Here is a 26604-nt window from a genome sequence, read left to right on the forward strand (position 1 = left end):
GTTCATGGTCGCAGACAGTCGCCTCTTTTCAGCTCTGCCCTGCCATCAGCGCGGCCATATCCAACATCCGAGCGGAGAATCCCCATTCATTGTCATACCAGCCAAACACCCGCAGCTGGTGATTGCCGATCCGACGGGTTTCCGGTCCGGCAAGGACCAGCGATTCAGCTCGGGCACGCAGATCGGATGAGACCAGCGGCTGCTCGGTCCATCCCAGAACCTGCGAAGCCTCGATCGCAGTGCGCAGGGTGGTATCGGCGAAGTCTGCCGCCATCGGGTGGCTGGTCCTGACCACCAGATCCACCGCAGACACGCTGGCGGTTGGCACTCGCACCGCAGCACCACTGATGCGACCAGCCAGATGCGGCAGTACCTCGTCGATCAGATGGGTGGCAGAAGTCGTGGTTGGCACCATCGACAGCGCCCCGGCACGGGAGCGGGCAAAATCGCCGCGCGGTGCGTCCACCATCGGCTGCGAATTGGTGTAGCAGTGGATCGTGGTCATATGGGCGCTGTCGATGCCCAGCAGCATGTCCAGCAGCTTGACCAGCGGGGCCAGCCCGTTGGTGGTGCAGGAGGCATTGGAGATGATCGCGCCATCGCCCAGATCGGCCTCGTTTGCGCCCAGCACAATCGTGCGTTCGGCGGCGGGCGAGGGGCCGGAGATCAGCACCTTGCGCGCCCCGGCCGTCAGCCCCCGTCCCGCCACATCCGATGTGCGCGCGATGCCGGTGCATTCCAGCACCACATCGACGCCTGTCAGATCCAGCGTGCTGAGGTCGGCTGTCTGGTGGAACCGGATCACCCGGTCGGCAATCCGCAGGTTGTTGCCCTCGATCGCAACCGCGTCGGGATAGGGGCCAAAGGTGCTATCGTATTGAAACAGATAGGCGCACATGTCCAAGGGTGCGATATCGTTGATGCAGACCAGCTCAATCCCGGCACCGCGCGGCGTCGTCAGGATCTGGCGCAGAATAGCGCGGCCGATGCGGCCGAATCCGTTGATTGCAAGTTTCATGGCCAAGCTATGACAGGGCGCGGCGCGCGGCTCAATCCGCTAGAACGGCAATCCTGCTCCGGTTTCGGTCACAATTTCCCGCGCGGTGTTTCAAATCGACGCCTGTGCCGCGGGGCGGGGCCACGCGAACCACGGCGGAGTGCGCCTAGGGGCAGGCCAACTGTGCGAAATACGTCCCATTGATGGAGCGCACCATCGTCTCGACCCGGGCCCGGCACCCGGTTGCAGCGTGAAAGGCGTGCACGGCCTGCCGCGCTGTCAGTACCGCAGGCGGGCGAAACGGCTGTAGCTCCGCGTTCTGGCGCTGCGCCATGTAGCGTCCCGTCGCGCTGCCAGTGTTGCGACCTGTGTCTGTCACCTCCGGGGCCACATGCCAGCTGCGCCCCAGCACATTGACCACGGTCACCTGTGCCTCCGATTCGGTGCCAGCATCAGCCGGACCCGGCAGGGTGAGCAGCAACGGTCCCGTCACCACGGCAAAGGCGATGCCAGCCATCTTGCGGCCAGCGGCCCTGCGCGGGGCGGCGGCAGCGGCGGCGATGGTTGCCGGACGACCCGCACGGGTGCTCAGCACCGCCAGCAGGCTCATCAGACCCAGCGCAAGACCTGTGAACACGATAGATATGATCGACATTGGCGCAGGCTCCATGGCTGACCTCGCGGGGCGAGATCGACCCGCGAGACTGTCTTTCAACATGTCACTTACCTTAGCGCAGCTGTGCGTTCTGGCAATGGCGATGCGCCGCCTTGGTTAGCGCGGTGGGCTTAGTGGCATGTGCCGGTTGACGTCCTTGTATAGCAGGTAACGGAAGCGTCCCGGTCCCCCGGCATAGCAGGCCTGCGGGCAGAAGGCGCGCAGCCACATGAAATCACCGGCCTCAACTTCGACCCAATCCTGGTTAAGGCGGTAGACGGCCTTGCCCTCCAGAACATAGAGCCCGTGTTCCATCACATGGGTCTCGGGGAAAGGGATGACGCCGCCCGGTTCAAAGGTCACGATAGTGACATGCATGTCATGCGACAGATCTGCCGGATCGACAAAACGGGTGGTGGCCCAGCGACCCTCGGTGTCGGGCATGACGCTGGGGGCAATGTCGCGCTCGTTGGTGACCAGAACTGCGGGTTTCTCGACGCCGGGCGCCGGTTCCCAGCGTTTGCGGATCCAGTGAAACCCTGCTGTGCTGTCGCTGCTGTTGTGCAGGGTCCAGGCCGCCCCGGCCGGGATATAGGCATAGCCGCCCGGTTCCAGGTGATGCGCGACGCCATCGACGGTCAGATCCAGCTTGCCCTCCGTCACGAACAGCACGGATTGCGCGGCGCTGTCATGTTCGGGACTGTCGGAGCCGCCATCCGGTTGCAGCTCAACGATATATTGCGAGAACGTCTCGGCAAAGCCACTCAGGGGGCGGGCGATGACCCACATCCGCATCCCCTGCCAACCCGGCAGATATGAGGTGGTGATATCGCGCATTGTGCCTTTGGGGATGACGGCATAGGCATCGGTGAACATGGCGCGGTCGGTCAGCAGCTGCTCCTGACCGGGGTGGCCTCCCTTGGGGGTGAAATAACGCGGCGCGGTCATCGGCGATCCTTTCGTGATGGGTGCCGTATTTATGCGGGCTTGCCGATGGGGGTCCAAGAGGGGCGCTGCGGATAACATCCTTCGCGAAATTTTGAATATCGGATGCGGGCAGCGTTACAGATCTGCCAGCGCCTGGCTCTGGCGCAGCTCCGCCGCGCAGAGCTGCAACGCGCGCAGCGAGATTTCGGTGTCCTGTGCCGGGTTCATCCCCCGCGGGGACGAACTGCCAACCACGATAGGCCGTTGATCGGGGCGCGAGACCGGCACGGCGTAACCGATGATCCCGGTTTCGAACTCACTGTCGGTCACCGCATAGCCCCGCTGCCGCGCGGTGCGCACCCGGTCGAGGATTTGATCCACCTCGGTCAGGGATTGCTCGGTGTGGCGGGGGATATCCGCCGTCGCCAACGTTTCGGCAGCCGCGTCGTCCGACAGGCAGCCCATCAGCATCCGCCCCAGGCTGGTATGGACCAGCGGGATATGAGCGCCGGCGGTAAACCCATAGGTGACCGGTGCATGTTCGACCGTGGATTGCGCCAGCAGCAACACCCGCCCCTGATCCAGCGTCGCAAGCGTAATCTCAGCGCCAAGGCTGCGGGCATGACGGTTCAGCACCGGCTGCACCTTGCGGCCAAACTGATTGGCCTGAAGAAACCCGCCGGACAGCGCCAGCACCTGCGGCGTCAGCGACAGGACCCGGCCCTGCTGGCGCAGATACCCGGCCTGTACAAGCGTCAGCGCCCCGCGCCGCGCCGTGGCACGATCCTGACCGGTGCGCCGTGCGATATCTGCCAGCGTCAGCGTCGGAGTAGCCGCGTCAAACGCCGCCAGAACAGCCAGCCCCTTGGCAAAGCTTGAGGAAATATTACGGTCTTGTTCACTCATCTTCTCATCCAAAAAATACTTGTCAGCGCGCCTGCTTGCACCGGGGGAGGGGATCAAATGGATCGTATCCCGGTAGCACCGACCGCAGATCGAACAAGGTACGGCCCGTGTCCGCATCGGTCTGAGACATCATCGGTGTTCTGTCGGTGCGCTTGCCTCCGTCACCCTGGGTTGTCTGTCAGTTCCAGTCTTCGGCCCTGCGCTGTGCCCTGCGTTCAATTCGCAGCTTTATGTGCCTCGCCTCTGATAAGAGACTGGACCTGAACTAGTTTTTTAGTTCAAGCTTAAATTATCCAGTTGCATAACAAAAACATTGCAAAGGGTGTGATATGGGGAAGACCGACGCAACGTCATGAGCGGCGGAGCACATATCGAAGGCGTGGACAGAAGAAGGTCAGATCACAAGATGACGACGTCACTCATCAAGGGGGCGCTTGCGCGCAAGGGGTTGCTGACAGAGCAGGCCTGTCACGCGGGCGAGGCGGTGCTGGCGCAATGCGAAGCCGCGCGCGTGGAAACCGTGCGCGTCCTCTTTGCCGATCAACACGGCATTCTGCGGGGTAAGACGCTGGTCGCCGCCGGCCTGAGGTCGCTGTTTGAGCAGGGAATCGCGGTGCCGTCGACACTGTTGCTGAAGGATACCGCCCATCGCACCGCCTTCCCGGTGTGGAGCGAAAACCCCGAGGAGGTTGTGACGCCGATGCAGGGCGCCAGCGATGTGCTGCTGGTGCCGCGCCCGGAGACCTTTCGCGTGCTGCCATGGTCCCCACATTCGGCCTGGATCTTCTGTCATGTCGCGTTCCACGATGGCGACGTCGTCCCCTTCGGATCGGCCTATGTGCTGGAACGGGCGGTGGAGACATTGGCAGAACAGGGGCTGAAGACCGTGGTCGGGCTGGAGGTCGAATTCCAGATCTTCGAACGTGTGGACCCGGCGCTGGGCCATGCGCAGCAGGGGATGCCCGGGGCTCCGATCGAGACCCGGAACCTCATTCAGGGCTACCAGTATCTCACCGAAACCCGCTACGGCGAGGCCGAGGCGATTCTGGACAGGTTACGACGCAATGCGCAGGCGCTTGGCCTGCCGGTGCGCACTGTCGAGATCGAGATGGGTCCGAGCCAGTTCGAGTTCACCTTCGATCCGGCCGATCCGATGACGCAGGCGGACGCGATGGTGATGTTCCGCACCATGGTCAAGGAAGTCTGTGCCGCTCAGGGATTACACGCCAGTTTCATGGCCAAGCCGCGGCAGGATCACGCGATGGCCAATGGCTGGCACATCCATCAGTCGCTGATAGATCCCAGCACCGGGCGCAATCTGTTCATGCCCGAGGTTGAGGGCGAGCTGACGGAAGAGGCCAGTGGCTGGATCGCCGGGCTGCTCGCCCATGCCGAGGCGGCCTCGCTGCTGGTTGCCCCTACGGTCAATAGCTACAAGAGGTATCTGCCATACCAGCTGGCGCCCAACCGGATACAATGGGGAGAGGACAATCGCGGCGCCATGCTGCGCGGCCTGATGCGCCCCGGCGATCTCTCCAGCCGGATCGAGAATCGCGCGCCCGACAGCAGTGCCAATCCTTATTTCGCGCTGGCCGCGCAGATCATCGCGGGCAGCGAGGGGCTGGCCTCCGGGCGACGCGCGCCGCCGCCCACGGCATCGCCCTATTCCGACGACGCGCAAAAGCTGCCGCGCTCGCTTGGACAGGCGTTGCAGGCCTTCAGCGGATCCGACCTGTTTCGCGTCGCTCTGGGGGGCGATGTGGTCGACTATCTCGCCCATCTGAAAGAGGTCGAATGGTCCCGCTACCTCGATACGGTCAGCGAATGGGAGCAGGCTGAATACTTTAACCTTTACTGATGTTTGACCGGTTCCGGCAGGGCCGTTGCGCGGTCGGCCGGCGGTGCCTGATTGCGGCGGTTCAAATGCGTTCGAGACCGCGATTGCAGCTTGAACGAGACATCCGTTATTGGTACCGTATACAGGCGTATGCGGGAGAACCATTGCAGCAGGAATTGCCTGCCGACACTGGTGCCGAAGGAGCAACCGCCCCGGAAACTCTCAGGCCAAAGGGACCGTAAACGTGACGTACTCTGGAGAGACCCTGATCACACCAGGGCGCCGAAGGGATAACGATCTCAGGCAAAGGGACAGAGGGGGCATCACATTGCGCAGGTTCTGCCTGCGTGACGATTGGATGCCGGGACCATGCCATCATTCCTGATCGGACCGGCCCTGAACTCATGGGATGGATCGGCATGACTGCTGAGACCAGGCAAATAGGAACGATACCGGCGCCAGTCGGGCTGGCCGGGGCAGTTCCCTGCGGGCGGTGCTTGGCTCCGGCGGCTCGTGCCATGCCCGTGATGCCGCAGATTTTGACACCCAAACCGCAGCCGTCCACCAGGGCGCGCTGCCATAAGCGCTGAGATCGGCGCGATCTCCAAAGGAAGAGACTGATGAAATACACCGAAGAACACGAATGGCTGCTGGCCGAGAGCGATGATCTGATCACGGTGGGCATCACAACCCACGCGGCAGAGCAGCTGGGCGATGTGGTCTTTGTGGAACTGCCCGAGGTCGGCACCGAAGTCTCCAAGGATGATGAAATCGTGGTCATCGAATCCGTAAAGGCAGCCTCCGATATCCTGGCGCCGCTGGACGGCGAGATCGTCGAGGTGAACGACGCCCTGATCGACAACCCCGGCAAGATCAACGAAGACCCTCAGGGCGACGCCTGGTTCTTCAAGATCAAGCCGTCCGATCTGTCCCCGATGGACGATTACATGGATGAAGCCGGCTACAAGGACTTCATCGGCTGATCCTTGCACCCCGCCTGCGCCGTTCCGCGCGGCGGGGTTTTTTGATCGCTGTTCCCGCACCTATCGCGGTGCCAATCCGCACCACCGGGCCAGCCCGCAGTATTCCGCTGCCTTAACCTCCTGTTGCTGAAGAGGGCGACACATGTCTTTTGAACCCACGGACTATCTGCCGTATGACTTTGCCAACCGCCGCCATATCGGCCCGTCTCCCGAAGAGATGGACGACATGCTTGCCGTGGTTGGCGCCGAGAGCCTGGATGCGCTGATTGACGAAACGGTGCCTGCCACCATCCGTCAGGCCGCCGCGCTGGAGTTTGGCCGTCCTCTGTCGGAACGCGAGCTGCTGCATCACATGCGTGAGGTCGCAGGCAAGAACGTTCTGAAAACCTCGCTGATCGGGCAGGGCTACCACGGCACCGTGACCCCACCCGCCATTCAGCGCAACATCCTGGAAAACCCGGCCTGGTACACCGCCTACACGCCCTATCAGCCCGAAATCTCCCAGGGCCGTCTTGAGGCGCTGTTGAACTTCCAGACCATGATCTCGGATCTGACCGGTCTGGAAATCGCCAATGCCTCGCTTCTGGACGAGGCCACAGCCTGCGCTGAGGCAATGACCGTCGCGCAGCGGGTCGCCAAATCGAAGGCCAAGGCGTTTTTTGTCGACCGCGATTGTCACCCGCAGAACATTGCCGTGATCCAGACCCGCGCCGAGCCGCTGGGGATCGAGGTCATCGTCGGCAACCCTGACAAGCTGGAGGCGGATAAGGTCTTTGGCGCTATCTTCCAATACCCCGGCACCTACGGTCATGTGCGCGATTTCACCGACCACATCGCGCAGCTGCACGCGCATAAGGCCATCGGCATCGTTGCAGCCGACCCGCTGTCCCTGACCCTGCTGAAAGAGCCGGGCGCCATGGGTGCCGATATCGCTGTCGGCTCGACCCAGCGCTTTGGCGTGCCGGTGGGGGCAGGCGGCCCACATGCGGCCTATATGGCGACCAAGGATGCTTACAAACGCTCGATCCCCGGCCGGATTGTCGGCGTCTCGGTCGATGCGCATGGCAACCGCGCCTATCGCCTGTCGCTACAGACCCGTGAACAGCACATCCGCCGCGAAAAGGCGACCTCCAACGTCTGTACTGCACAGGCTCTGCTGGCGGTGATGGCGTCGATGTACGCGGTCTTCCACGGCCCCAAGGGGCTGAAAGCCATCGCGCAGCGCATCCATCGCAAGACCGTGCGTCTGGCCCGTGGGCTGGAAGGGGCAGGGTTCAGCGTTGATCCCCGATCCTTCTTCGACACGATCACCGTTGATGTGGGGCCGCTGCAATCGGCGGTGCTGAAATCGGCGGTGGACGAGGGGCTGAACCTGCGCCGCGTTGGCGAAACCCGCGTTGGTATCACATTGGATGAGGTCACCCGTTCAGAGACCATCGAAGCGGTCTGGCGCGCCTTTGGCATCCGACGCAAGGACGAAGACTTCACCCATGAATACCGCGTGCCGGAAAACATGCACCGCACGTCCGACTATCTGACGCATCCGATCTTCCACATGAACCGGGCCGAAACCGAGATGATGCGCTACATGCGCCGCCTCGCGGATCGTGATCTGGCGCTGGACCGGGCGATGATCCCGCTTGGCTCCTGCACGATGAAGCTCAATGCCGCCGCCGAGATGATGCCGCTCAGCTGGCCGGAGTTCGCCAATATCCACCCCTTTGCCCCTGCCGATCAGATGCAGGGCTATGCCGAGATGGTTCGCGATCTGTCCGAGAAACTGTGCCAGATCACCGGCTATGATGCGATCTCCATGCAGCCTAACTCGGGCGCGCAGGGGGAATACGCGGGCCTTCTGTCCATTGCGGCCTATCACCGTGCCAACGGTCAGGGCCACCGCAACATCTGTCTGATCCCGATGTCGGCCCATGGCACAAACCCGGCCTCTGCCCAGATGGTGGGGTGGAAGGTTGTTGTGGTGAAATCCGCAGGAAATGGCGATATCGACCTCGAGGATTTCCGCGAAAAGGCAGAGAAACACGCCGAAAACCTTGCAGGCTGCATGATCACCTATCCCTCGACTCATGGCGTGTTCGAAGAAACCGTGCATGAGGTCTGCAAAATTACCCATGATCACGGCGGTCAGGTTTATATCGACGGTGCCAATATGAACGCCATGGTGGGCCTGTCCCGTCCCGGCGATCTGGGCGGCGATGTGAGCCACCTGAACCTGCACAAGACCTTTGCCATTCCCCACGGTGGTGGTGGCCCCGGCATGGGACCGATTGGCGTGAAGGCGCATCTGCAACCGCATCTGCCCGGCCACCCGGAAACCGGCGGTCAGGAGGGTCCGGTTTCTGCGGCTCCCTTCGGGTCTGCCTCGATCCTGACCATCAGCTGGGCCTATTGTCTGATGATGGGTGGTGCGGGGCTGACGCAGGCGACAAAGGTGGCGATCCTCAACGCCAACTACATCGCCAAGCGTCTCGAAGGCGCCTATGACGTACTCTACAAGGGGCCGACAGGCCGCGTTGCGCATGAGTGTATTCTGGACACCCGCCCGTTTGAGGCCAGCGCCAATGTCACTGTTGACGATGTGGCCAAGCGCCTGATCGACAGCGGTTTTCACGCACCGACCATGTCTTGGCCCGTCGCCGGTACCCTGATGGTGGAACCCACCGAGTCCGAGACCAAGGCCGAGCTGGACCGCTTCTGCGAGGCCATGCTGTCGATCCGCGAAGAAATCCGCGCGATTGAGGCAGGCGAAATGGATGCGGAGAATAACGCATTGAAAAACGCGCCTCACACGATGGAAGATCTCGTTAAGGACTGGGATCGCCCCTATTCCCGCGAACAGGGCTGCTTCCCTCCGGGCGCGTTCCGGGTCGACAAATACTGGCCGCCGGTCAACCGCGTCGACAATGCTTACGGTGACCGCCATCTGGTCTGCACCTGCCCACCGATGGAAGACTACGCCGAGGCGGCAGAGTAACCACTTGCGAAACGGGCCCTTCGGGGCCCGTTTTTCTGTCCTGCGATGCCTATCCATCTGTGACGTCCCGTCACGCGGCTGGACAGCGGCACAACCCCCGCGCCATGCTGCCGCCAAGGGAAACAACACAAAGAGGCGCCGGGATGGACATGAACTTGGGTATGCGCAGCGAAAACCGCGCGCTTCTGGATCGGGTGGCGGCGATGATCCGCGACGAGATCATGCCGATGGAGGCCGAGTATCACGCCGAGATCGGCAAGGGGGATCGCTGGCAATACACCGATCGGCAGGCCGAAATCCTCGAAGGCCTGAAAGCCAAGGCCAAGGCCGACGGCCTGTGGAATTTCTGGCTCACCGACAGTGACAAGGGCTTCGGCCTCTCGACCGTCGAATATGCTTACTTTGCTGAGGAAATGGGAAAAACCCCGCTGGGGGCAGAGGTGTTCAACTGCTCCGCGCCCGACACCGGCAATATGGAAGTGTTTGAGCGCTACGGCACCGAGGCGATGAAACAGCAATGGCTGGCGCCGCTCCTTCAAGGCGAGATCCGCTCGGCCTATCTGATGACAGAGCCGGATGTCGCCAGCTCGGACGCCACCAATATCGCCATGTCCTGCCTGCGCGACGGCGATGACTATGTGCTGAACGGCGAAAAATGGTGGGCCTCAGGCGCAGGGGATCCGCGCTGCAAGGTCTATATCGTCATGGTGCGCACCGGCGGCGACGACCTGCCCAAACACAAGCGCCAGTCGATGATCGTGGTGCCTGCGGATGCACCGGGGATCGAGGTGTTGCGCCCGATGGAGGTCTACGGTCACGATGACGCCCCCCACGGCCATATGCATATCCGCTTCTCAGACGTGCGTGTGCCTGCTGAAAACATGCTGCTGGGCGAGGGGCGCGGATTTGAAATCGCGCAGGGCCGTCTTGGGCCGGGGCGCATTCACCATTGTATGCGCGCCATCGGCCAGGCCGAAAGCGCGCTGGAACAGCTCTGCCGCCGCTCGCTGCGCCGCGAGGCCTTTGGCAAGCCGCTGGCCCAGCTTGGCGCCAACTACGATATCATCGCCGAATGCCGGATGGAGATCGAAATGGCCCGGCTCCTCTGTCTCAAGGCGGCATGGTACATGGATCAGGGCGATGCGCGCGCCGCAGCACCCTGGATCAGCCAGATCAAGGTGGTTGCCCCCCGTGTCGCGTTGAAGGTGATCGACGAGGCGGTGCAGATGCACGGAGGGCAGGGCATCAGCCAGGACACGCCGCTGGCGCAGGCCTGGACCCATGTGCGCACCCTGCGCCTTGCCGATGGGCCGGATGCGGTGCACCGCAGGCAGGTCGCCCGCGCCGAGCTGAAAGCCTACAGTCAGGAGAATCTGGGTTAACGCTAGCCCCCCAATCCGGGCTGAGCGGCGAGGCTCCGACCAAAAAAATAGGCCTCCAGAAATAGTCAGGCGCGCTCCCGGTGGAGGGCGCCTTTCTCATGTTAAGCCCAATGCGTTGAAAGAATGAGATTTCACCGCGTGAACCGGTCAGATCATCGGCTGATCTGACGTCGCGGAAAAATACTGTGGATATCTTGCCGTAGTTAACCGCAGTCGCTATACGCACGCCTTTCCGGTCGCAGCCTACCCGGATATCAAAACAAGGACTGAAAACTTGAAAACACTTGTCATCTGCTCGGGCGGATTGGATTCGGTATCCCTCGCCCATGTACTCGCTGCCAAAGGGCAGCTGTCGCGCCTTGTCTCGTTCGACTACGGACAGCGCCACCGCAAGGAACTCGACTATGCTGCCGCCTGCGCAGAGCGGCTCGGGGTTCCCCACGAGATCATTGATATGCGTTCGATCGGCGCGGCACTCAGCGGCTCTGCCCTGACAGACGATATTGATGTGCCGGACGGACACTACGCCGAAGAGACCATGAAGGTTACGGTGGTGCCCAACCGCAATGCCATCATGCTAACCATTGCCTACGGGATTGCCGCCGCCAAGGGCGACACGGCTGTGGCAACGGCGGTGCATGGCGGCGATCACTTCATTTACCCGGACTGCCGCCCGGCCTTCACCGATGCTTTTGACGCGATGCAGCGCATGGCGCTGGACGGCTATGCCGATGTGGCGCTGGTGACACCGTTCGTGCATCGCTCCAAAGGCGACATCGTCACCGCAGGTGCGGCGGTGAACACGCCCTTTGCCGAGACCTGGTCCTGCTACAAGGGTGGCGAACATCATTGCGGGCGCTGCGGCACCTGCGTTGAACGCCGTGAGGCCTTCGATCTGGCAGGCGTTGAGGATCCGACAGTCTACGCGGACCCCGATTTCTGGCGCACAGCCATCAAGGAAGGGGCCGCCTGATGTTCCGCATTACCAAGGAGTTCCACTTCTCCGCTTCACATCAGCTGACCCATCTGCCAGCCGATCACCAATGCGCGCGGCTGCATGGGCATAATTACATCGTCGTGGTCGAACTGGCCGGCGCCAAGCTGAACAGCGACGGTTTTGTCCGCGATTATCACGAGCTGGCACCGCTGAAGAATTACATCGACGGCAGCTTTGATCATCGCCATCTGAACGATGTGATGGACGGCCCCTCGACCGCCGAGAACATGGCCCGTCATTTCTACGAATGGTGTGTCGCGCGCTGGCCCGAAACCGCTGCGGTGCGGGTATCGGAGACGCCGAAAACATGGGCCGAGTACCGACCATGAGCCTGCGCATTGCCGAAATCTTCGGACCCACGATCCAGGGAGAAGGCGCCCTGATCGGGGAGCCAACCGTCTTTGTCCGCACTGGCGGCTGCGATTACCGATGCAGCTGGTGCGACAGCCTTCACGCGGTTGACAGCAAATACCGCGAGACCTGGATCCCGATGACCACCAGCGATGTCTGGGCAGAGGTCACGCAGCTCAGCGGCGGCCAGCCGCTGACCGTCTCGCTCTCGGGTGGCAACCCGGCCATTCAGGACTTTGCCGAGCTGATCGCACGGGGAAAGGCCGAGGGCTATCGCTTTGCCTGCGAGACGCAGGGCTCGATCAACCAGCCCTGGTTTGCCCAGCTGGACACGCTGGTGCTCAGCCCGAAACCGCCCTCCAGCGGCCATAAGGTGGATTGGCAGAAATTTGACCACTGCCTTCAGGCTGCAAAGGGGTGCGGGCAAACCGTGGTGAAGATCGTGATCTTCGACGACCGGGATTATGACTGGGCGCGGGCCGTTGCAAAACGCCTGCCGGACCTGCCGCTCTACCTGCAACCCGGCAACCCGGAGGTGGACCCGGATAAACCGGTGGACCTGACCGCCGCCACAGAACGTCTGCAATGGCTGATTGAAAAGGTAACCGGAGACCGCTGGTTTACCCCCCGTGTGCTGCCACAGCTTCATGTGCTGGTCTGGGGCAACAAGCGCGGTGTCTAGGCCGAGAGACCTGAGGAGAAAAGAAGATGAGTGACGATATCTACAAGGATCTGAAACAGCTGGGCGGCGCGACCGTAATGCCCAGCAACCCCGACGAAGCAGAGCTGGAGCGGGTGCAGAACCCGCAGGCCGACGTCGCCTACAACGTGCGCTTCACCGCGCCGGAGTTCACATCACTCTGCCCGATGACCGGCCAGCCCGATTTTGCCCATCTGGTCATCGACTACGTGCCGGGCAAATGGCTGGTCGAGAGCAAATCGCTCAAGCTGTTTCTGGGGTCCTTCCGCAACCACGGCGCCTTCCACGAAGATTGCACCGTGTCCATTGCGCGTCGGCTGGCCGATTACCTTGAGCCGCAGTGGCTGCGGATCGGCGGCTATTGGTACCCGCGTGGCGGTATTCCGATTGATGTCTTCTGGCAGACCGGACCGCTGCCGGAGGGCGTCTGGATCCCGGATCAGGGCGTGCCGCCCTATCGCGGTCGCGGCTGAAAACGTCGCTCTGGCCGTCAGCCGACGGCCTGATCACTGAATGCGGGCCGGGTCGTCAGACCTGGCTCGCCCGCGGTCCCAGCAGCGGATCGCGGGCCATGGCGGCGGCATCGACATCCTGCGGCTCCGCTCCCAGCAGATTGCCGCGACGGCGATTGAAGTAGAGATCAATCCGGCTGTAGAGCGTGTTGCGGCGCATCTCCAGACAGCGCATCAGCGCCTTGCGGGCATAGTCCAGCAGCTCATCTTTCTGATCCTGAAGGCCAATCACTTCCTCGGCCCGGTTCGAACCACCATCGCCGGCTCTCTCTGCCTCAGCTTGCGGCGCGCCAGCATCCTCGCGGTTGGCCGTCGGCGGCGGTGATGATGACAGCTGCGGCGACAGCGGAAAGTGACAGCCCAGCAGGACCACATTGCCCGGTGAAACGGTGATCGGGTCGATATAGGTCAGACATTCAAAGGGCTCGCCCTCGGCATTGTAGTTCCACAGCGTTTGCGACCCGCGTCTGCACATATCGCGGGCGTGTTTCAGCAGGCTCACCGAACTTTCCTGAACCGCAGGGCCCTGGAACAGCGGGCACGGCCGGTCGATCACATCCTGCGCCCGGTAACCCGTTGCCTGTTCAAAGGCCCGGTTGACAAAAACCAGCTCCAGCTCCTCGGCTTCGGGATTGATCAGCGACAGCGGCAACGTGGAATGCCGCAGCAAAGTACCAAGAAGTTCCATCTCTTTTTCCACGTCATCACCCACCGATTAAGCATATGATCTGTGACGAAACGCGTAACCGAACGGTTGGTTCCCGTAGGGCGCCAAAAAACTGAAAAAAAAATACGCCGCCCTCCGCAACAGCGGACCGCCGCTGCCGTGAAAGGTGATTTCTGATACTTTTACAGCAGTTTGTCAGGTTGCGGAGAAGGGGTCGTCAGGATATCCGACCCGCGCAAGATAGAGCCCATGCCCCGGGCAGACCGGTCCACAGGCAGCCCTGTCCGTCGCCTCAAGCGCAGATTTCACATCCTCAGGCGCCCAGGCTCCGGCGCCGACCCGCTCCAGCGTGCCGACAAAACTGCGCACCTGATTGTGCAGGAACGACCGCGCCCGCACATGGAAATGGATCTCCGGCCCCGAAAAGCCCTGAACCCGCTCGACGCGCAGCTCGTCTAGCGTCTTGAGCGGGCTGGCCGCCTGGCAGATCGAGGAGCGAAACGTGGTGAAATCATGCTGGCCGATCAGATGGTGCGCGGCCTCCTGCATGGCGTCTGCATCCAGATCATGGCTCAGCTGCCAGACCTGTCCGGCGTCATGGGTGGCAGGCGCGCGGCGGATCAGGATGCGGAACAGATACTGCCGCTCAATGGCCGAGAACCGCGCGTGCCAATCGTCGTCCACACGGGCGCAATCCACAATCGCCACTGGCGCAGGCTTCAGATGGTAATTCAGCGCCTCGGACAGGCGGAAGGGATCCCAGTCCTTTTCCATGTCGCAATGGGCCACCTGACCCAGACCATGCACCCCGGTATCGGTGCGGCCTGCTGCGGCAATGGTATGGGGGCCGGGTTCGAGCCGCGCAAGCGCATCCTCGATCGCCCCCTGAACCGAGGGCTGATCCTTCTGGCGCTGCCACCCGGCAAAGGGTGCGCCGTGATATTCGACTTTCAAAGCAAAACGCGGCATGAGCGGGCAAGTAACGCGGCAATCGCGGCGGCACAAGTCCCGGATGGCGGCCTGCCGGGGTGGTATCATACCCGGTCAGCCCTTATCTTGATCAAATCGAACAAGGATCCGACCCCGCAAAGGGTCGGCAAGACGGGGCAAACCTTTGGGATTATCATCACTGGCAGACGGGGTCTTGCGCAGCTTCGAAGGGGCGGGCGCCGCCCTTTCGGAGAGCCTGTTTGAACCGTCGATCCGCCTTGGCGTCACGGGTCTTGCCCGCGCCGGCAAGACCGTGTTCATCACCTCACTGGTGGCCAACCTGATGAACCGGGGGCGGATGGTGCAGCTCTCGGCGGTGCGCGAAGGGCGGGTCGAGACGGCGTTTCTGCAACCCCAGCCCGATGACACCGTGCCCCGATTTGACTACGAAAACCACCTTGGCGCCCTGACCGGGCCGCGCCCCTTCTGGCCCGACAGCACGCGGGCCGTCTCTGAACTGCGCCTCAGTCTGAAAGTGCAGCCAAACGGTCTGCTGTCGGGCTTTCAGGGACCACGCACCCTGCATCTGGACATCGTCGATTATCCCGGTGAATGGCTCCTGGATCTGGCGCTGCTGGACAAGACATACGCCCAGTGGTGCGATGAGGTGCTGACCCGCATCCGCAGTCGGTCGCAGGCGGTGGCGTTTCTGGATCTGGCGCAGAAGGTTGACGCCACAGCTCCCCATGACGAACCGCTGGCGCAGGATCTGGCCGCGGCCTTTGCCGCCTATCTGCAGGCGGCCCGTGCCGCCGGCTACTATGACTGCACACCGGGGCGCTTCCTGTTGCCGGGGGATCTGGCCGGGTCGCCGGTGCTGACCTTCGCGCCGGTCCCGCTTTGCGATAGCGCCCCGCGCCGGTCGCTTCACCGCGAGATGGAACGCCGGTTTGAGGCCTATAAGTCAAAGGTCGTGAAACCCTTCTTCCGCGATCATTTCGCCCGCATCGACCGGCAGGTTGTGCTGGTCGATGCCCTCAGCGCGATCCATTCCGGCCCCCGCGCGGTCGACGATCTGCGCCACGCGATGACTGATATCCTTGCCGCCTTCCGTCCCGGTCGCAACGGGTTTCTGCGCCAGATCCTGCGCGGCAAGCGGGTGGAAAAGATCCTGTTCGCGGCGACCAAGGCCGATCACCTGCATCACCAGCAGCACCCGCAGCTGACCGCCATCATCGAGGCGCTGACCCGCGATGCCCGCGACCGGGCCCGCTTCGCCGGGGCCGAGACGGCGGCGCTGTCGCTTGCCGCCCTGCGCGCCACGACGGAGGAACTGCGCCATCACAACGGGGTCGAGCTGCCCTGCGTGCGTGGCACGCTTCTGGACAGCGGCAAGCCTGCGGCCTTTTATCCCGGCGCATTGCCGCAGGATCCCTCGCATCTGCTGACCCCGGCCCGGCAGGGCGCAGAGACCTGGCTCGACGGCGATTATCAGGCCATGGCCTTCGCCCCGGCTCCGCTCACCCTGCGTCCGGGCGACGGCCCACCTCACATCCGCCTCGACCGGGCGGCAGAATTCCTGATCGGAGACCGCCTTTGACCTGTGTCGCACAGTCTGATCCACCGCCCGCGCTGCGCCCGGCCCGCAGCACTGACGCAGGCAAGATTGCCGAAATCCTGCACGGGTTCGAAGTCGACACGCCATGGATGCCCAAACGCCATACCGGTGCCGAGGCGATTGGCTTCTGCGGGATCATGATTGATCGCGGCTGGGTCACCGTGGTGCAGATCGGCGGCCGGATCGAAGGCTTTCTGGCGCGGGATGGCGCCACGATCTGTGCGCTCTACATCCGGCAGCGCGCACGCGGGCAGGGGCTGGGACGCCTGCTGCTGGACTATGCCAAATCGGTGCAGTCGCCGCTGCAGCTCTGGACCCATCAGGCCAATGAGGGTGCGCAGCGGTTCTACCGGCGCGAAGGCTTCGGGGAGCAGTCGCGCAGCGATGGGGCCACCAATGATGAGCGCCTGCCGGATATCCAGTATCTCTGGCCGACGCCGCAGCCCGCCGCCGGTCCCCGACCGGCGGCGCAGGCCCGGCCGTCCGCCCCATTACCGTCCGCCCCATCAAAGGACAGAGCATGACCCGCAAGGACGCCGTTCTTTTTGACCTCTCCGACAGCGCCACGGCAGATGCCGCACCGGATGTGGCCGCCGCACCACCGGTGCCTGATCTCGATGGCGCCAGCAGCAACCTGCCACAGCCCGCGCTGGCACAGGCGGCGGAGCTGGCCAGCCGTCGCCCCTCCAGGCTGGCGCGCTGGTTCTGGGCCAGTCTGACGGCCCTCATAGGTGCCGTCATCTCCGTCGCGGCCTGGGATTTCACCACCGGGCTGATCGACCGCCTGCCGCTTCTGGGATGGGCCATCAGCGCAGGCTTTGCCATCGCCCTGCTGCTGGCGCTACTGATGGGTCTGCGCGAACTGGCCGCGCTGTCGCGCCTGCGCCGGGTCGAAAGCCTGCGCGCTGCGCAGCCCCTGCTGGCGGCGGATGCCCGGACCGCCGATGCCACCGCCGATCTCAAGGCTGCGCGCAGCTATGTCTCCGGGCTGGAACGGTTCTATCGCGGCCGCAAGGATCTCGCCTGGGGGCTGGCCCGGCTTAGCGAGCGCAAGGCCGATATCATGGATGCCGACGCGCTGCTGCAACTGGCCGAGGCGGAGCTGCTGGCGCCGCTGGATGCCCGCGCCCTGCGCGTTGTCGAAGGTGGCGCACGTCAGGTCGCGACGGTTACCGCACTGGTGCCGCTGGCGCTGGCCGATGTGGTGACCGCGCTTGTGACCTCATTGCGGATGATCCGCCGCATTGCCGATATCTACGGCGGCCGGTCCGGTTTCCTCGGCTCCTGGCGGCTCACCCGCGCTGTGCTGTCCCATCTGGTCGCCACCGGCGCCGTCGCCGTTGGCGATGACCTGCTGGAGCCGGTGCTGGGCGGATCGTTGTTGTCGAAACTCTCGCGCCGCTTTGGCGAAGGGCTGGTGAACGGCGCGCTCTCCGCCCGCGTTGGCATCGCCGCGATGGAGGTCTGCCGCCCGATGGCCTTCTCAAAGGCGCAGAAGCCAAGCACCCGCAAGGTCATCCAGCGCGCCCTGACCGGCCTGTTTTCCAAGGATCAATAGGCAGGCCTGAGCCTCATGCGCAGCATGAGCCACGCCCAAGGCTGCCAGGTGGGTCTGGCCCCGCCAGAGCGCCGCCGCAGAGGCGGGAGAGCCGCCGTCCTCCGGGATCAGAACAGCTTCGGTGGCGCATCTTTGGGCTGGCGCATGGCGACGATCCCGGTGCGAAACCCCTCGCCAATCCGATCCGCCAGCGCGCCCCATTGCAGCGCCGTCCGTTCCGGCAGCTCCGCCTGCAACACCTCGTGAAACAGCCCCAGCCAGAGCGGGAAATGCTCCGCCTTCACATCCGGCCTGCTGACATGCACCCGCATCGGATTGCCGCTATAGCATTTCTCCCGCAGGATCGCATTGCGCCAGAACCGGCTGATCTTCTCCTCATGCTCGGGCCAATCCTCGACATGGGCGGCAAACACCGGGCCGAGCACCGCATGGGTCCGCACGCGGGAATAAAACATATCCACCACATGAGCGATCTGCTCTGCGGTGATGTCAAATCGTGCAAGCGCGGTCTGGGTCATGTCAAAAGCCACCTTTCCATCCCGTCGCTACACCAGAGCACGCCGCCGGTACAGCCGCCCGGACACAGGCTGCGACCAATTGTGCGGCGACTTGGTGTGGCGTATCTCGGTTAAGAGCCGTCGGGCACGTCGTCGTAGGTTTCGCCCCATGCCTCCAACGCATCTCTGCACCGCTCATAGTCGGGTCAAATCTGCCCGACAGCTGCAAAAGCGCGACCAGAGTTTCTAGGAGAAGCAATGCCCAGACGGGCGATAGGGCGAAAGCATAGCCCACAAGAGGGGTGCGGTTCGTCCACGGGCGATGTCGTGAGCGATTGCCCTGCACAGGGATGGCAAGCCATGCCAGCAAAACAAGCGCGGTAAACCCCGCAACAGCCAGAAATGCAGACAACTGATACTGCGTGAAGAGAAGCGAAACCGTGATGGGATCAGTTGCTGACATCTGTTCACTGTTCAATGATATTTTGTAGATGCCGCTACCATCGCGCACGGTTATCCGCGTGCCAACCTCGATCTGCCGCTTTACCCGCCTGCCGCTCCTGCCTATAAGGCCCTCATGTCCCATGTTGCGGCCATCATTATTCGAATTATATCCCCGGCGCTCTGACCACGTGAGCCGCCGGGCAAAGGTGCTTGAGCCATCGCACCGAACCGAATATCCCAAAATACGACCAGATCATCCAAAGGACGCTGCACATGTGTGCCGACACGCCTCAGACGCCTGAGTACAAAGACACCCTCAATCTGCCCAAAACCGATTTCCCGATGCGCGCGGGCCTGCCCAAGCGTGAGCCGGGCTGGCTGGAGCGTTGGGCGCAGATTGGCGTCTATGACAAACTTCGCGAAAAGGCCGCCGCCGCCAAGGGCACCGATGCCGAGCGCAAGCCCTTCACCCTGCATGACGGCCCCCCTTACGCCAACGGTCACCTGCATATCGGCCACGCGCTGAACAAGACGATCAAGGACATGATCGTCCGCTCGCACCAGATGATGGGCTTTGACGCGCGTTATGTGCCGGGCTGGGATTGCCACGGCCTGCCGATCGAATGGAAGATTGAAGAGCAGTACCGCAAGAAGGGCAAGAACAAGGACGAGGTGAACATCGTCGATTTCCGTCAGGAATGCCGCAAGTTCGCCGAAGGCTGGATTGATATCCAGCGCGAGGAATTCAAACGCCTTGGCATCACCGGCAACTGGGCTGATCCCTATATCACCATGGATTTCCACGCCGAAGCGGTGATCGCGGATGAATTCATGAAGTTCCTGATGAACGGCACGCTCTATCAGGGCTCCAAACCCGTGATGTGGTCGCCGGTTGAGAAAACCGCGCTGGCTGAGGCCGAGATCGAGTATCACGACCATAAATCGCACACCATCTGGGTGCCCTTCGGCTTTGCCAATGCGACCGGCGATCTGGCCGATGCCCGCGTGGTGATCTGGACCACCACCCCCTGGACGATCCCGTCGAACAAGGCCGTCGCCTTCAATCCGAAGGTCGCTTACGGCCTCTATCGTGTGGACGCCACCGAAGAGGAAAGCTGGACCAACCCCGGTGATCTCTATCTCTTTGCAAACGCGCTGGCCGAGGATGCGCTTGGCAAATCCCGCGTCACCGAATTCACCAAGGTCCGCGATGTTGAGGCCTCCGAATTTGCAGGGCTGATCTGTAAACACCCCTTCAATGGCATCGACGGAGCAGATGGCTTCTGGGATTATGACGTGCCGATGATCGACGGCGACCATGTCACCGATGATGCAGGCACCGGCTTTGTCCACACCGCGCCCAGCCATGGTGCGGATGACTATGAGTGTTTCGTCGCGCGCAACTGGATCGACCGGATGACCCACAACGTGGGCGAGGAATCCGAATTCCTGTCGCATGTGCCGTTCTTTGCCGGGCTTCAGATCTTTGACAAGAAGGGCAAGGAAGGCAAGGCCAACACCGCCGTGATCGCCAAGCTGGTCGAGGCCGGCGGCATCATCGCCCGTGGCCGCATCACCCACAGCTACCCGCATTCCTGGCGCTCCAAGGCACCGATCGTGTTCCGCAACACCCCGCAGTGGTTTGCCTCCGTGGACCGCGAGCTGGACGACGGCATGGGCGAGATGGGCGATACCATCCGCACCCGCGCGCTGAATTCCATCGACCAGCTGGTTCACTGGACCCCGCAGACCGGCCGGAACCGCCTCTATTCGATGATCGAAAGCCGCCCGGACTGGGTGCTGTCGCGCCAGCGCGCCTGGGGCGTGCCGCTCACCTGCTTCGTGAAGAAGGGCGTGCTGCCGACAGATCCCGACTTCCTCCTGCGCAATAAACAGCTGAACACCCGCATCGTGGCCGCGTTTGAGGAACATGGCGCCGATATCTGGTACACGGATGGCTTCAAGGAGAAGATGCTCGACGGCATCGCGAACCCTGAGGATTACGATCAGGTCTTTGACGTGCTCGACGTCTGGTTCGACAGTGGCTCCACCCACGCCTTTGTGCTGCGTGACCGCGAGGACGGCACCGAGGACGGTATCGCCGACGTCTATATGGAAGGCACCGACCAGCATCGCGGCTGGTTCCACTCTTCCCTCTTGCAGGCCTGCGGCACCAAGGGCCGCGCGCCCTATCGCAACGTGGTCACCCATGGATTCACGCTGGACGAGAAGGGCAACAAGATGTCCAAATCGCTCGGCAACACCATTGTGCCCGAGAAAATCGTCCAGCAGTATGGCGCCGATATCCTGCGTCTCTGGGTGGCACAGACCGACTACACCGCCGACCAGCGGATCGGGGCGGAAATCCTCAAAGGTGTCGCCGACAGCTATCGCCGCCTGCGCAATACCATGCGCTACATGCTCGGCAGCCTTGCGGATTTCTCCGAAGATCAGCGCGTGGATCCGGCCGATATGCCCGAGCTGGAACAATGGGTTCTGCACCGTCTGGCGGAGCTGGATCACAAGGTCCGCACCGGCTATCAGGCCTTTGATTTCCAGGGGGTGTTCTCGGCGGTGTTCAACTTTGCCACCGTGGATCTGTCGGCCTTCTATTTCGATATCCGCAAGGACGCGCTCTACTGCGACGGCGACACGCTGAACGCCCGTGCGGCCCGCACGGTGCTGGATATCCTGTTCCACCGGCTGACCACATGGCTGGCCCCGATCCTGGTCTTCACCATGGAAGAGGTCTGGCTGGAGCGGTTCCCCGGCGATGACAGCTCGCTGCATCTTCAGGATATCCCGACAACCCCGGCCGATTGGCTGAATGAGCCGCTGGCTGCGAAATGGGCCAAGGTCCGTCAGGCCCGCCGCGTCGTTACCGCCGCTCTAGAGGTGCAGCGCGTCGACAAGGTGATCGGCGCCTCACTGGAGGCCGCGCCGGTGGTGCATGTGCGCGACGCTGAGGTTCTGACCGCGCTGAAATCGGTGAATTTCGCCGATGTCTGCATCACCTCCGATATCGTGCTCAGCGGTGATCCGGCCCCGGCCGAAGCCTTCCGCATGCCCGAGGTGGACGGCGTGTCGGTGGTGTTCGAGAAGGCCGATGGTGATAAGTGCCAGCGCTGCTGGAAAATCCTGCCGGATGTGGGCAACCACAGCCATGCGGGCGTCTGCGGCCGCTGTGATGCGGCGCTTGGCTGAGCCGCGCTAAGACTGGGCGCGGGCGGGTTTGATGTCCGCCCGTCTCGCCTGTGGTGATCACAGATCCCGTCAGGGATCTGCGCGCCGCCCGCTCCTAGATGGGGCGGGCGGCGCGCTTCTTTTGGACGTCCGCGACAGGGGCCCCTGTCAACAAACGCCGGGGGTTTCTATGAAATCTCTTTGTGCTGCTGTTCCGCAGTCGGCGCGGCGGGGCGTGGCTTGCCGGGGTGAACCTCCCGGATGCCTCAGCCGATCACCCGCTGGGCGGCACGATACTGGTTCTGGGCGATCACCTCGCTGACCGGAAGCGGCCCGGCGTGGTAGCCCGACTGCAGATCCTGCAGTTTCTGTTGAACCACTGAACGCAGATACTGGGTGCCTGCCATCATGCTTGCTCCTTCGCTCGGTCCGGTCAAAGCTGCCTGTGTCGATGTGGCTGCCGCTTTCTTGGCGACCGATGCGACACTCTCCAGGCCACCCGTCTGCTCACCGGGCTGGCCCGCCTGCGCGGCCTGCTGCCCATTCATATGTCCGCTCAGCATACGGTACACGCTGACATTTGATTGACCGGTGATCTGCATGGTGACTGACCTTCTTAACAACTTGAGACCCATCTTTACTAAAATTTGGCGAAATTGCATGCGCTCCTGTGGGTAGCCGACAGCGCCGAAGGCATAGGTTCCTATCCAAAAGGTTAGGATCCTGACGGCCCCGGATCGGGCATTGCCTTGACGGCGGTGGCCATCGCGCAGAGAGTCGGCGGATGGGATCAGCAGCCCCTGGTGCTGCGATCCGGGCGGCCAGCGACGTTGAGGCGTGCCGCCGCAGCAAAAAGGGATCATCGTGACCGGGCAGCTCACTGCAACCGCGACACAGCATATCGCTCAGGCCGGTCTCGACACGCCGGTCGGCTGGCTCTGTGTGACCGAGCGGGACGGGGCCATTGTCCGGCTGGACTGGTCAACGGCGCCCGCCGGAGCGTCGGCTTCGGCGCTGACGGAGCGGGCGCTTGCCCAGCTGCGCGCCTATTTTGCCCATGAACTGACGGAATTCGACCTGCCGCTGGCGGTGGCGGGCAGCGATTTTCAGCGCCGGGTCTGTGCTGCCATGTCGGCGATTCCGCTGGGGGAGACCCGCACCTATGGTGAAATCGCGCGGGAGCTTGGCGCCGCCGCGCAGCCGGTGGGCAATGCCTGCGGAGCCAATCCGATCCCGGTGATCATCCCCTGCCACCGGGTTCTGGGCGCGGGCGGACTGGGCGGGTTTTCCGGTGCGGGCGGTGTGGAAACAAAGGTGGCCCTGCTGCGCCACGAAGGCGCGGCCGGCCTGCTGATCTGACCACCGCGGTCATTTTTTGCAAGCATCGCAGGGCGGCATGCCCCCGTCAGCGGCTGAGGCTCAGGCCTCGCGCTCCGGCACGATCTGCTGGGCGATACCGACAAAGATCAGATAGACCGAAGTCAGCACCAGCCCCCAATGTGCCCAGCTCTGCGGGTGGAAATCCACCCAGGCGGCCCAACCGGCAAAGAAGGTCCAGGCCAGCGCCACCGGCAGCGACACCTTGCGCCAGCGTTCGGTGCGGACCGGGTGAATGAACTTCAGCGGCAGGAACATGGCAATCGCCAGGAGGGTGACCAGAACCAGGCTGGTCCAATGGCTCGGCTCTAGCGCAAAGATGACCAGCACCAGCATGTTCCAGCATCCCGGAAAACCGGAAAAGGAGTTGTCCTTGGTCTTCATCCGGGTGTCGGCAAAATACAAGGCACTGGCAAAGGTGATCACGATGAGCGCCATCCAGCCGGTCCAGCCTGCCATCAGGCCGGATTTGAACAGGGCAAAGGCCGGAATGAACACATAGGTGAGATAGTCGATGATCAGATCGAGCAGCACGCCGTCAAACTCCGGCGCATAGCGTTTCACCTCATAGTGGCGGGCCAGCGGCCCATCAATACCATCCACGGCAAAGGCCACGACGAGCCAGACAAACATCAGGCTCCACTTGGCATCAGCCGCAGCCAGCATGGCGAGGATTGCAAACACCGCACCGGTGGCGGTGAGCAGGTGAACGGAGAGGGCGCGAAACTGAGGTGTCATCTGCCCCTGATGGCGAATTTCCCGTTATCTCGCAAGTGGTCAATGGGAAAACGCTGCATCCATAGGCGGAAATTCAGGCCTTTGGTGTCCTCGGTGCCACCTGCTGCCACGGATCGGTTCGGCGTCCATCGCTGGCTGGCGTCCTGCTGTCGCGGCACCGCAATTGGCGTCACTCGTGGTCCGGGTCTTCCATCAGTGCCTTGCGAAACAGCGTCTCGGTCAGGTTGCGGCTGTCCACCAGCTGCGGGTAGGCACTGGCCTCCGATGGTCCGGGGCTGGCGACATATTCGCCACGGGCGGCTTTCCCGGCGCGGTAGTCGGCCCATTCCTGATCGGAGATCTGGCGGTCGCCATCGCTGTCCAGATCCGCCAGCAGCTGTTCATAGAACTGGCTGAAATCCACATCACCGATATCGGAGGTCGTGGCATGGGCGGCACTGCGGTTTGCGGGATTATACGGCGCGCCAAGCGGTGCGCTTTCGGAGGTATGGCTTTGGGATACGATACTCATCACTGGGGATCCTTCTGGATTTGACGCCAGTAATTTCTCCCATGGCCGTTACCGCGGGGTTAAGGCTGCTTACGCAGATGCACCTTTTGCGCAGGTCTCACGCTTTGGGGTGGGCGCGGTTGTAGACATCCATCAAATGTGCCGTATCCACGGCCGTATAGGCCTGTGTTGTCGACAGCGAGGCATGGCCCAGCAGTTCCTGAATCGCACGCAGATCGCCACCGGCCTCCAGCAGATGGGTGGCAAAGCTGTGACGCAGCGCATGTGGCGTGGCACTGGCAGGCAGACCCAGCTGCGCGCGGGCCTGTGCCATGGCGCTGCGGATGATACGTGCGTTCAGCGCGCCGCCGCGTACCCCGCGAAACAGCGGTGCCGCGCGCTCCTGCGGATGCGGGCAAAGCCGCAGATAGCGATCCACCGCATCCCGCGCCACGGGCAATACCGGCACGATCCGCTCCTTGCCGCCCTTGCCGGTGATCCGCAGCACCGCAGGCAGCGGCGCGTCTGCACCTGTCAGACCCAGCGCCTCCGAAATCCGCAGCCCGCAGCCATAAAGCAGCGTCACCACCGCCACATCGCGGGCGGCGACCCAATCGGTGGTGGATTGATGTTCCACGGTCTCGATCACCGCGCGGGCGGCCTCCTGCGCCAGTGGGCGGGGCAGTTTCTTCTGGAATTTCGGACTGCGGGCGGACAGCACGGCGGTGGGTTCAAACCCCTGCCGTTCAGCCAGCCAGGTGTAGAAACTCTTGACCGCCGAGAGCTTGCGCGCCAGTGACCGTGCCCCGGTCCCGGTGGCGCGGGTGGCCGCCATCCAGGCGCGCATGTCGCCGGTGGAAATCTCCGCCAGCGCCCCCAGCCCCTGCGGGCCACCAAAATGCTGTGTCATGAAGGCGAGGAATTCGACCACATCGCCGCGATAGGCGGTGATGGTATTCGCCGCCGCCCCCTGTAGCGCCGCCAGACCGGCCAGCCAGTGTTCCAGCGCATCGCGGCAGGCCGGAGAGATCAGCACTGTGGCCGCTGGCGTCACGACAGCCAGTGGCGCATCGAGCGCTCAAAAACGCCGGCAAAAAACGCCAGCAGGTCAGTACCATGCTGCGGGGTGAACTGGTGCGGATCCTCGGCTCCCAGCACCAGCAGGCCGGGCAGGCGGCCTGCGCCCAGTTCCAGTTTCAGACAGGCCTCCGAGCGGATGAACTCGGCCTTTGCCCCATGGGTGCGGGGATTGCCGGATTGCATCTGGCGCAGCGTGACCTGACGGTCCGGCCCGCTCCGCTGCGGGTTGATATACTGTTCGACAAACCCCGGCTCGACCACTTTCAGAACCTGATCCATGCGCTGCACGGCGGCATCCTGTTCCGGCTGCGGCGATTCCAGCACCAGGGTGATCGAATCCACCCGCAGGATTTCCGCCAGCTCACCGCCAAGATTGCCGAGGTAGCTTTCAAAATCCGTCGGATCCAGCAGGCGCAGGACGGCACGGTGGATCTGATTGGTCCCGGCAAGGTTCTCATAAGCCGCCGCAATCACCGACCGATGGGTGTCCTCCAGCCGGTCCAGCCGGGCCTCCATCCGCTCCATTGCAATGCCGCGCAGGTCCACGATATTGGACCCCATCGCGCGCTCATTGGCGCTGACCAGCGCGCTCATCACGCTTTGGTCCTCCAACAGGGCGTCGGGTTTGGCCAGGATCGCCTGGCGCAGGGTGTCTTCCAGTTCTGCCGTCGTGCTCATGCTCTGCTCTTTTTGACCTCTGATGGGTTTTGCCGGTGTTATAACACGGGTTTCACCCAGGGGTGGCAAAATTTTGGACACCCTTTGCAAAACCCTGCCGATGGA

25 protein-coding genes and 1 riboswitch are annotated in these 26604 nt (G+C 62.9%); of the genes, 13 read left to right on the top strand and 12 right to left on the bottom strand.

Annotated elements, in window-relative coordinates:
* Positions 1-28: 28 nt before the first annotated feature.
* The 4 genes from VWZ85_RS15245 to VWZ85_RS15260 all read right to left on the bottom strand — a co-directional run bounded on the left by VWZ85_RS15245 (position 29) and on the right by VWZ85_RS15260 (position 3485).
* Complete coding sequence (locus VWZ85_RS15245; RefSeq protein ID WP_416536326.1) at positions 29-1018, bottom strand: type I glyceraldehyde-3-phosphate dehydrogenase; 990 nt, start codon at positions 1016-1018, stop codon at positions 29-31.
* A gap of 145 nt (positions 1019-1163) precedes the next feature.
* Positions 1164-1652 (bottom strand): hypothetical protein, encoded by a 489-nt coding sequence (locus tag VWZ85_RS15250; RefSeq protein ID WP_416588920.1) that lies wholly within the window; start codon positions 1650-1652, stop codon positions 1164-1166.
* A 117-nt stretch (positions 1653-1769) separates the two neighbouring features.
* The gene (locus tag VWZ85_RS15255) at positions 1770-2600 is read right to left on the bottom strand and encodes a bifunctional allantoicase/(S)-ureidoglycine aminohydrolase (protein WP_416542525.1); all 831 of its coding nucleotides are present in this window, start codon (positions 2598-2600) and stop codon (positions 1770-1772) included.
* 114 nt (positions 2601-2714) lie between these two features.
* Positions 2715-3485 (bottom strand): IclR family transcriptional regulator, encoded by a 771-nt coding sequence (locus VWZ85_RS15260; RefSeq protein WP_340544559.1) that lies wholly within the window; start codon positions 3483-3485, stop codon positions 2715-2717.
* A 406-nt stretch (positions 3486-3891) separates the two neighbouring features.
* On the opposite strand from VWZ85_RS15260, the gene VWZ85_RS15265 reads away from it, so the two are divergent.
* The 8 genes from VWZ85_RS15265 (at position 3892) to queF (ending at position 13200) form a co-directional block, all read left to right on the top strand.
* Complete coding sequence (locus VWZ85_RS15265) at positions 3892-5343, top strand: glutamine synthetase family protein (RefSeq protein ID WP_416540622.1); 1452 nt, start codon at positions 3892-3894, stop codon at positions 5341-5343.
* Between the two features lie 223 nt (positions 5344-5566).
* Positions 5567-5647, top strand: a riboswitch (glycine riboswitch).
* Positions 5648-5942: 295 nt separating this feature from the next.
* Complete coding sequence (gene gcvH / locus VWZ85_RS15270; RefSeq protein WP_340544561.1) at positions 5943-6305, top strand: glycine cleavage system protein GcvH; 363 nt, start codon at positions 5943-5945, stop codon at positions 6303-6305.
* Positions 6306-6447: 142 nt separating this feature from the next.
* Positions 6448-9297 carry an aminomethyl-transferring glycine dehydrogenase gene (gene gcvP / locus VWZ85_RS15275; RefSeq protein ID WP_416588921.1) on the top strand — a complete coding sequence of 950 codons (2850 nt, stop codon included), beginning with the start codon at positions 6448-6450 and terminating at the stop codon, positions 9295-9297.
* Between the two features lie 143 nt (positions 9298-9440).
* Entirely contained in the window at positions 9441-10679 is a 1239-nt protein-coding gene (locus VWZ85_RS15280) for an acyl-CoA dehydrogenase family protein (protein ID WP_416588924.1), read from the top strand.
* A gap of 274 nt (positions 10680-10953) precedes the next feature.
* A complete protein-coding gene (queC, locus tag VWZ85_RS15285) occupies positions 10954-11652 on the top strand; it encodes a 7-cyano-7-deazaguanine synthase QueC (protein WP_416537298.1) in 699 nt (232 codons plus the stop codon).
* On the top strand, positions 11652-12005 hold the full coding sequence (gene queD / locus VWZ85_RS15290; RefSeq protein ID WP_260075073.1) for a 6-carboxytetrahydropterin synthase QueD: 354 nt from the start codon (positions 11652-11654) through the stop codon (positions 12003-12005). Before queC ends, queD begins: the two co-directional genes overlap by 1 nt.
* Positions 12002-12709, top strand: coding sequence for a 7-carboxy-7-deazaguanine synthase QueE (queE, locus tag VWZ85_RS15295; RefSeq protein ID WP_340546281.1), 708 nt, complete (start codon positions 12002-12004; stop codon positions 12707-12709). The genes queD and queE overlap by 4 nt, the downstream gene beginning before the upstream one ends.
* Positions 12710-12735: 26 nt before the next feature.
* Entirely contained in the window at positions 12736-13200 is a 465-nt protein-coding gene (queF, locus tag VWZ85_RS15300) for a preQ(1) synthase (RefSeq protein WP_340544567.1), read from the top strand.
* A 55-nt stretch (positions 13201-13255) separates the two neighbouring features.
* Here queF and VWZ85_RS15305 read toward each other — a convergent pair whose 3' ends face one another.
* Both VWZ85_RS15305 and truA read right to left on the bottom strand, forming a co-directional pair.
* On the bottom strand, positions 13256-13927 hold the full coding sequence (locus VWZ85_RS15305) for a PAS domain-containing protein (protein WP_416588927.1): 672 nt from the start codon (positions 13925-13927) through the stop codon (positions 13256-13258).
* A 174-nt stretch (positions 13928-14101) separates the two neighbouring features.
* Positions 14102-14875 (bottom strand): tRNA pseudouridine(38-40) synthase TruA, encoded by a 774-nt coding sequence (gene truA, locus VWZ85_RS15310; protein WP_340544571.1) that lies wholly within the window; start codon positions 14873-14875, stop codon positions 14102-14104.
* Between the two features lie 145 nt (positions 14876-15020).
* Between truA and VWZ85_RS15315 the strand changes: the two genes are divergently transcribed.
* The 3 genes from VWZ85_RS15315 to VWZ85_RS15325 are packed head-to-tail and all read left to right on the top strand — an operon-like array spanning position 15021 to position 18012.
* Entirely contained in the window at positions 15021-16436 is a 1416-nt protein-coding gene (locus VWZ85_RS15315) for a YcjX family protein (RefSeq protein WP_416588930.1), read from the top strand.
* Positions 16433-16978 (top strand): GNAT family N-acetyltransferase, encoded by a 546-nt coding sequence (locus tag VWZ85_RS15320; RefSeq protein WP_416588933.1) that lies wholly within the window; start codon positions 16433-16435, stop codon positions 16976-16978. Before VWZ85_RS15315 ends, VWZ85_RS15320 begins: the two co-directional genes overlap by 4 nt.
* Positions 16975-18012 (top strand): YcjF family protein, encoded by a 1038-nt coding sequence (locus VWZ85_RS15325; protein WP_416588936.1) that lies wholly within the window; start codon positions 16975-16977, stop codon positions 18010-18012. Before VWZ85_RS15320 ends, VWZ85_RS15325 begins: the two co-directional genes overlap by 4 nt.
* A gap of 107 nt (positions 18013-18119) precedes the next feature.
* Here VWZ85_RS15325 and VWZ85_RS15330 read toward each other — a convergent pair whose 3' ends face one another.
* Entirely contained in the window at positions 18120-18530 is a 411-nt protein-coding gene (locus VWZ85_RS15330; RefSeq protein WP_416588938.1) for a group III truncated hemoglobin, read from the bottom strand.
* A 696-nt stretch (positions 18531-19226) separates the two neighbouring features.
* Here VWZ85_RS15330 and ileS point away from each other — a divergent pair.
* Positions 19227-22157, top strand: a complete 2931-nt coding sequence (ileS, locus tag VWZ85_RS15335) for an isoleucine--tRNA ligase (RefSeq protein ID WP_416588941.1) — start codon at positions 19227-19229, stop codon at positions 22155-22157.
* Between the two features lie 245 nt (positions 22158-22402).
* On the opposite strand, the gene VWZ85_RS15340 is transcribed toward ileS, so the two are convergent.
* A complete protein-coding gene (locus VWZ85_RS15340) occupies positions 22403-22738 on the bottom strand; it encodes a hypothetical protein (protein WP_340544580.1) in 336 nt (111 codons plus the stop codon).
* Positions 22739-23000: 262 nt separating this feature from the next.
* Here VWZ85_RS15340 and VWZ85_RS15345 point away from each other — a divergent pair, with 262 nt between their 5' ends.
* Entirely contained in the window at positions 23001-23495 is a 495-nt protein-coding gene (locus VWZ85_RS15345) for a methylated-DNA--[protein]-cysteine S-methyltransferase (protein ID WP_416588944.1), read from the top strand.
* 60 nt (positions 23496-23555) lie between these two features.
* Here VWZ85_RS15345 and VWZ85_RS15350 read toward each other — a convergent pair whose 3' ends face one another.
* From VWZ85_RS15350 to VWZ85_RS15365, 4 genes are all read right to left on the bottom strand, one after another.
* Complete coding sequence (locus VWZ85_RS15350; protein ID WP_416588947.1) at positions 23556-24251, bottom strand: CDP-alcohol phosphatidyltransferase family protein; 696 nt, start codon at positions 24249-24251, stop codon at positions 23556-23558.
* 169 nt (positions 24252-24420) lie between these two features.
* The gene (locus VWZ85_RS15355; RefSeq protein ID WP_416588950.1) at positions 24421-24762 is read right to left on the bottom strand and encodes a hypothetical protein; all 342 of its coding nucleotides are present in this window, start codon (positions 24760-24762) and stop codon (positions 24421-24423) included.
* Positions 24763-24859: 97 nt separating this feature from the next.
* A complete protein-coding gene (locus VWZ85_RS15360; protein ID WP_416542517.1) occupies positions 24860-25795 on the bottom strand; it encodes a tyrosine recombinase XerC in 936 nt (311 codons plus the stop codon).
* Positions 25792-26499: a DUF484 family protein gene (locus VWZ85_RS15365; protein WP_340544586.1), complete on the bottom strand. Its 708-nt coding sequence runs from the start codon at positions 26497-26499 to the stop codon at positions 25792-25794. The genes VWZ85_RS15360 and VWZ85_RS15365 overlap by 4 nt, the downstream gene beginning before the upstream one ends.
* Between the last annotated feature and the right edge of the window lie 105 nt (positions 26500-26604).

Source organism: Phaeobacter sp. JH20_29 (genome assembly GCF_048056175.1).
GTDB lineage: Bacteria > Pseudomonadota > Alphaproteobacteria > Rhodobacterales > Rhodobacteraceae > Phaeobacter > Phaeobacter bryozoorum.

What these genes read in the sequence shown, in the direction of transcription:
- VWZ85_RS15245 (WP_416536326.1), bottom strand. Translation starts at nt 1,018, where the DNA reads ATGAAACTTGCAATCAACGGATTCGGCCGCATCGGCCGCGCTATTCTG.
- VWZ85_RS15250 (WP_416588920.1), bottom strand. Translation starts at nt 1,652, where the DNA reads ATGTCGATCATATCTATCGTGTTCACAGGTCTTGCGCTGGGTCTGATG.
- VWZ85_RS15255 (WP_416542525.1), bottom strand. Translation starts at nt 2,600, where the DNA reads ATGACCGCGCCGCGTTATTTCACCCCCAAGGGAGGCCACCCCGGTCAG.
- VWZ85_RS15260 (WP_340544559.1), bottom strand. Translation starts at nt 3,485, where the DNA reads ATGAGTGAACAAGACCGTAATATTTCCTCAAGCTTTGCCAAGGGGCTG.
- VWZ85_RS15265 (WP_416540622.1), top strand. Translation starts at nt 3,892, where the DNA reads ATGACGACGTCACTCATCAAGGGGGCGCTTGCGCGCAAGGGGTTGCTG.
- gcvH (WP_340544561.1), top strand. Translation starts at nt 5,943, where the DNA reads ATGAAATACACCGAAGAACACGAATGGCTGCTGGCCGAGAGCGATGAT.
- gcvP (WP_416588921.1), top strand. Translation starts at nt 6,448, where the DNA reads ATGTCTTTTGAACCCACGGACTATCTGCCGTATGACTTTGCCAACCGC.
- VWZ85_RS15280 (WP_416588924.1), top strand. Translation starts at nt 9,441, where the DNA reads ATGGACATGAACTTGGGTATGCGCAGCGAAAACCGCGCGCTTCTGGAT.
- queD (WP_260075073.1), top strand. Translation starts at nt 11,652, where the DNA reads ATGTTCCGCATTACCAAGGAGTTCCACTTCTCCGCTTCACATCAGCTG.
- queE (WP_340546281.1), top strand. Translation starts at nt 12,002, where the DNA reads ATGAGCCTGCGCATTGCCGAAATCTTCGGACCCACGATCCAGGGAGAA.
- queF (WP_340544567.1), top strand. Translation starts at nt 12,736, where the DNA reads ATGAGTGACGATATCTACAAGGATCTGAAACAGCTGGGCGGCGCGACC.
- VWZ85_RS15305 (WP_416588927.1), bottom strand. Translation starts at nt 13,927, where the DNA reads ATGGAACTTCTTGGTACTTTGCTGCGGCATTCCACGTTGCCGCTGTCG.
- truA (WP_340544571.1), bottom strand. Translation starts at nt 14,875, where the DNA reads ATGCCGCGTTTTGCTTTGAAAGTCGAATATCACGGCGCACCCTTTGCC.
- VWZ85_RS15325 (WP_416588936.1), top strand. Translation starts at nt 16,975, where the DNA reads ATGACCCGCAAGGACGCCGTTCTTTTTGACCTCTCCGACAGCGCCACG.
- VWZ85_RS15330 (WP_416588938.1), bottom strand. Translation starts at nt 18,530, where the DNA reads ATGACCCAGACCGCGCTTGCACGATTTGACATCACCGCAGAGCAGATC.
- ileS (WP_416588941.1), top strand. Translation starts at nt 19,227, where the DNA reads ATGTGTGCCGACACGCCTCAGACGCCTGAGTACAAAGACACCCTCAAT.
- VWZ85_RS15340 (WP_340544580.1), bottom strand. Translation starts at nt 22,738, where the DNA reads ATGCAGATCACCGGTCAATCAAATGTCAGCGTGTACCGTATGCTGAGC.
- VWZ85_RS15350 (WP_416588947.1), bottom strand. Translation starts at nt 24,251, where the DNA reads ATGACACCTCAGTTTCGCGCCCTCTCCGTTCACCTGCTCACCGCCACC.
- VWZ85_RS15355 (WP_416588950.1), bottom strand. Translation starts at nt 24,762, where the DNA reads ATGAGTATCGTATCCCAAAGCCATACCTCCGAAAGCGCACCGCTTGGC.
- VWZ85_RS15365 (WP_340544586.1), bottom strand. Translation starts at nt 26,499, where the DNA reads ATGAGCACGACGGCAGAACTGGAAGACACCCTGCGCCAGGCGATCCTG.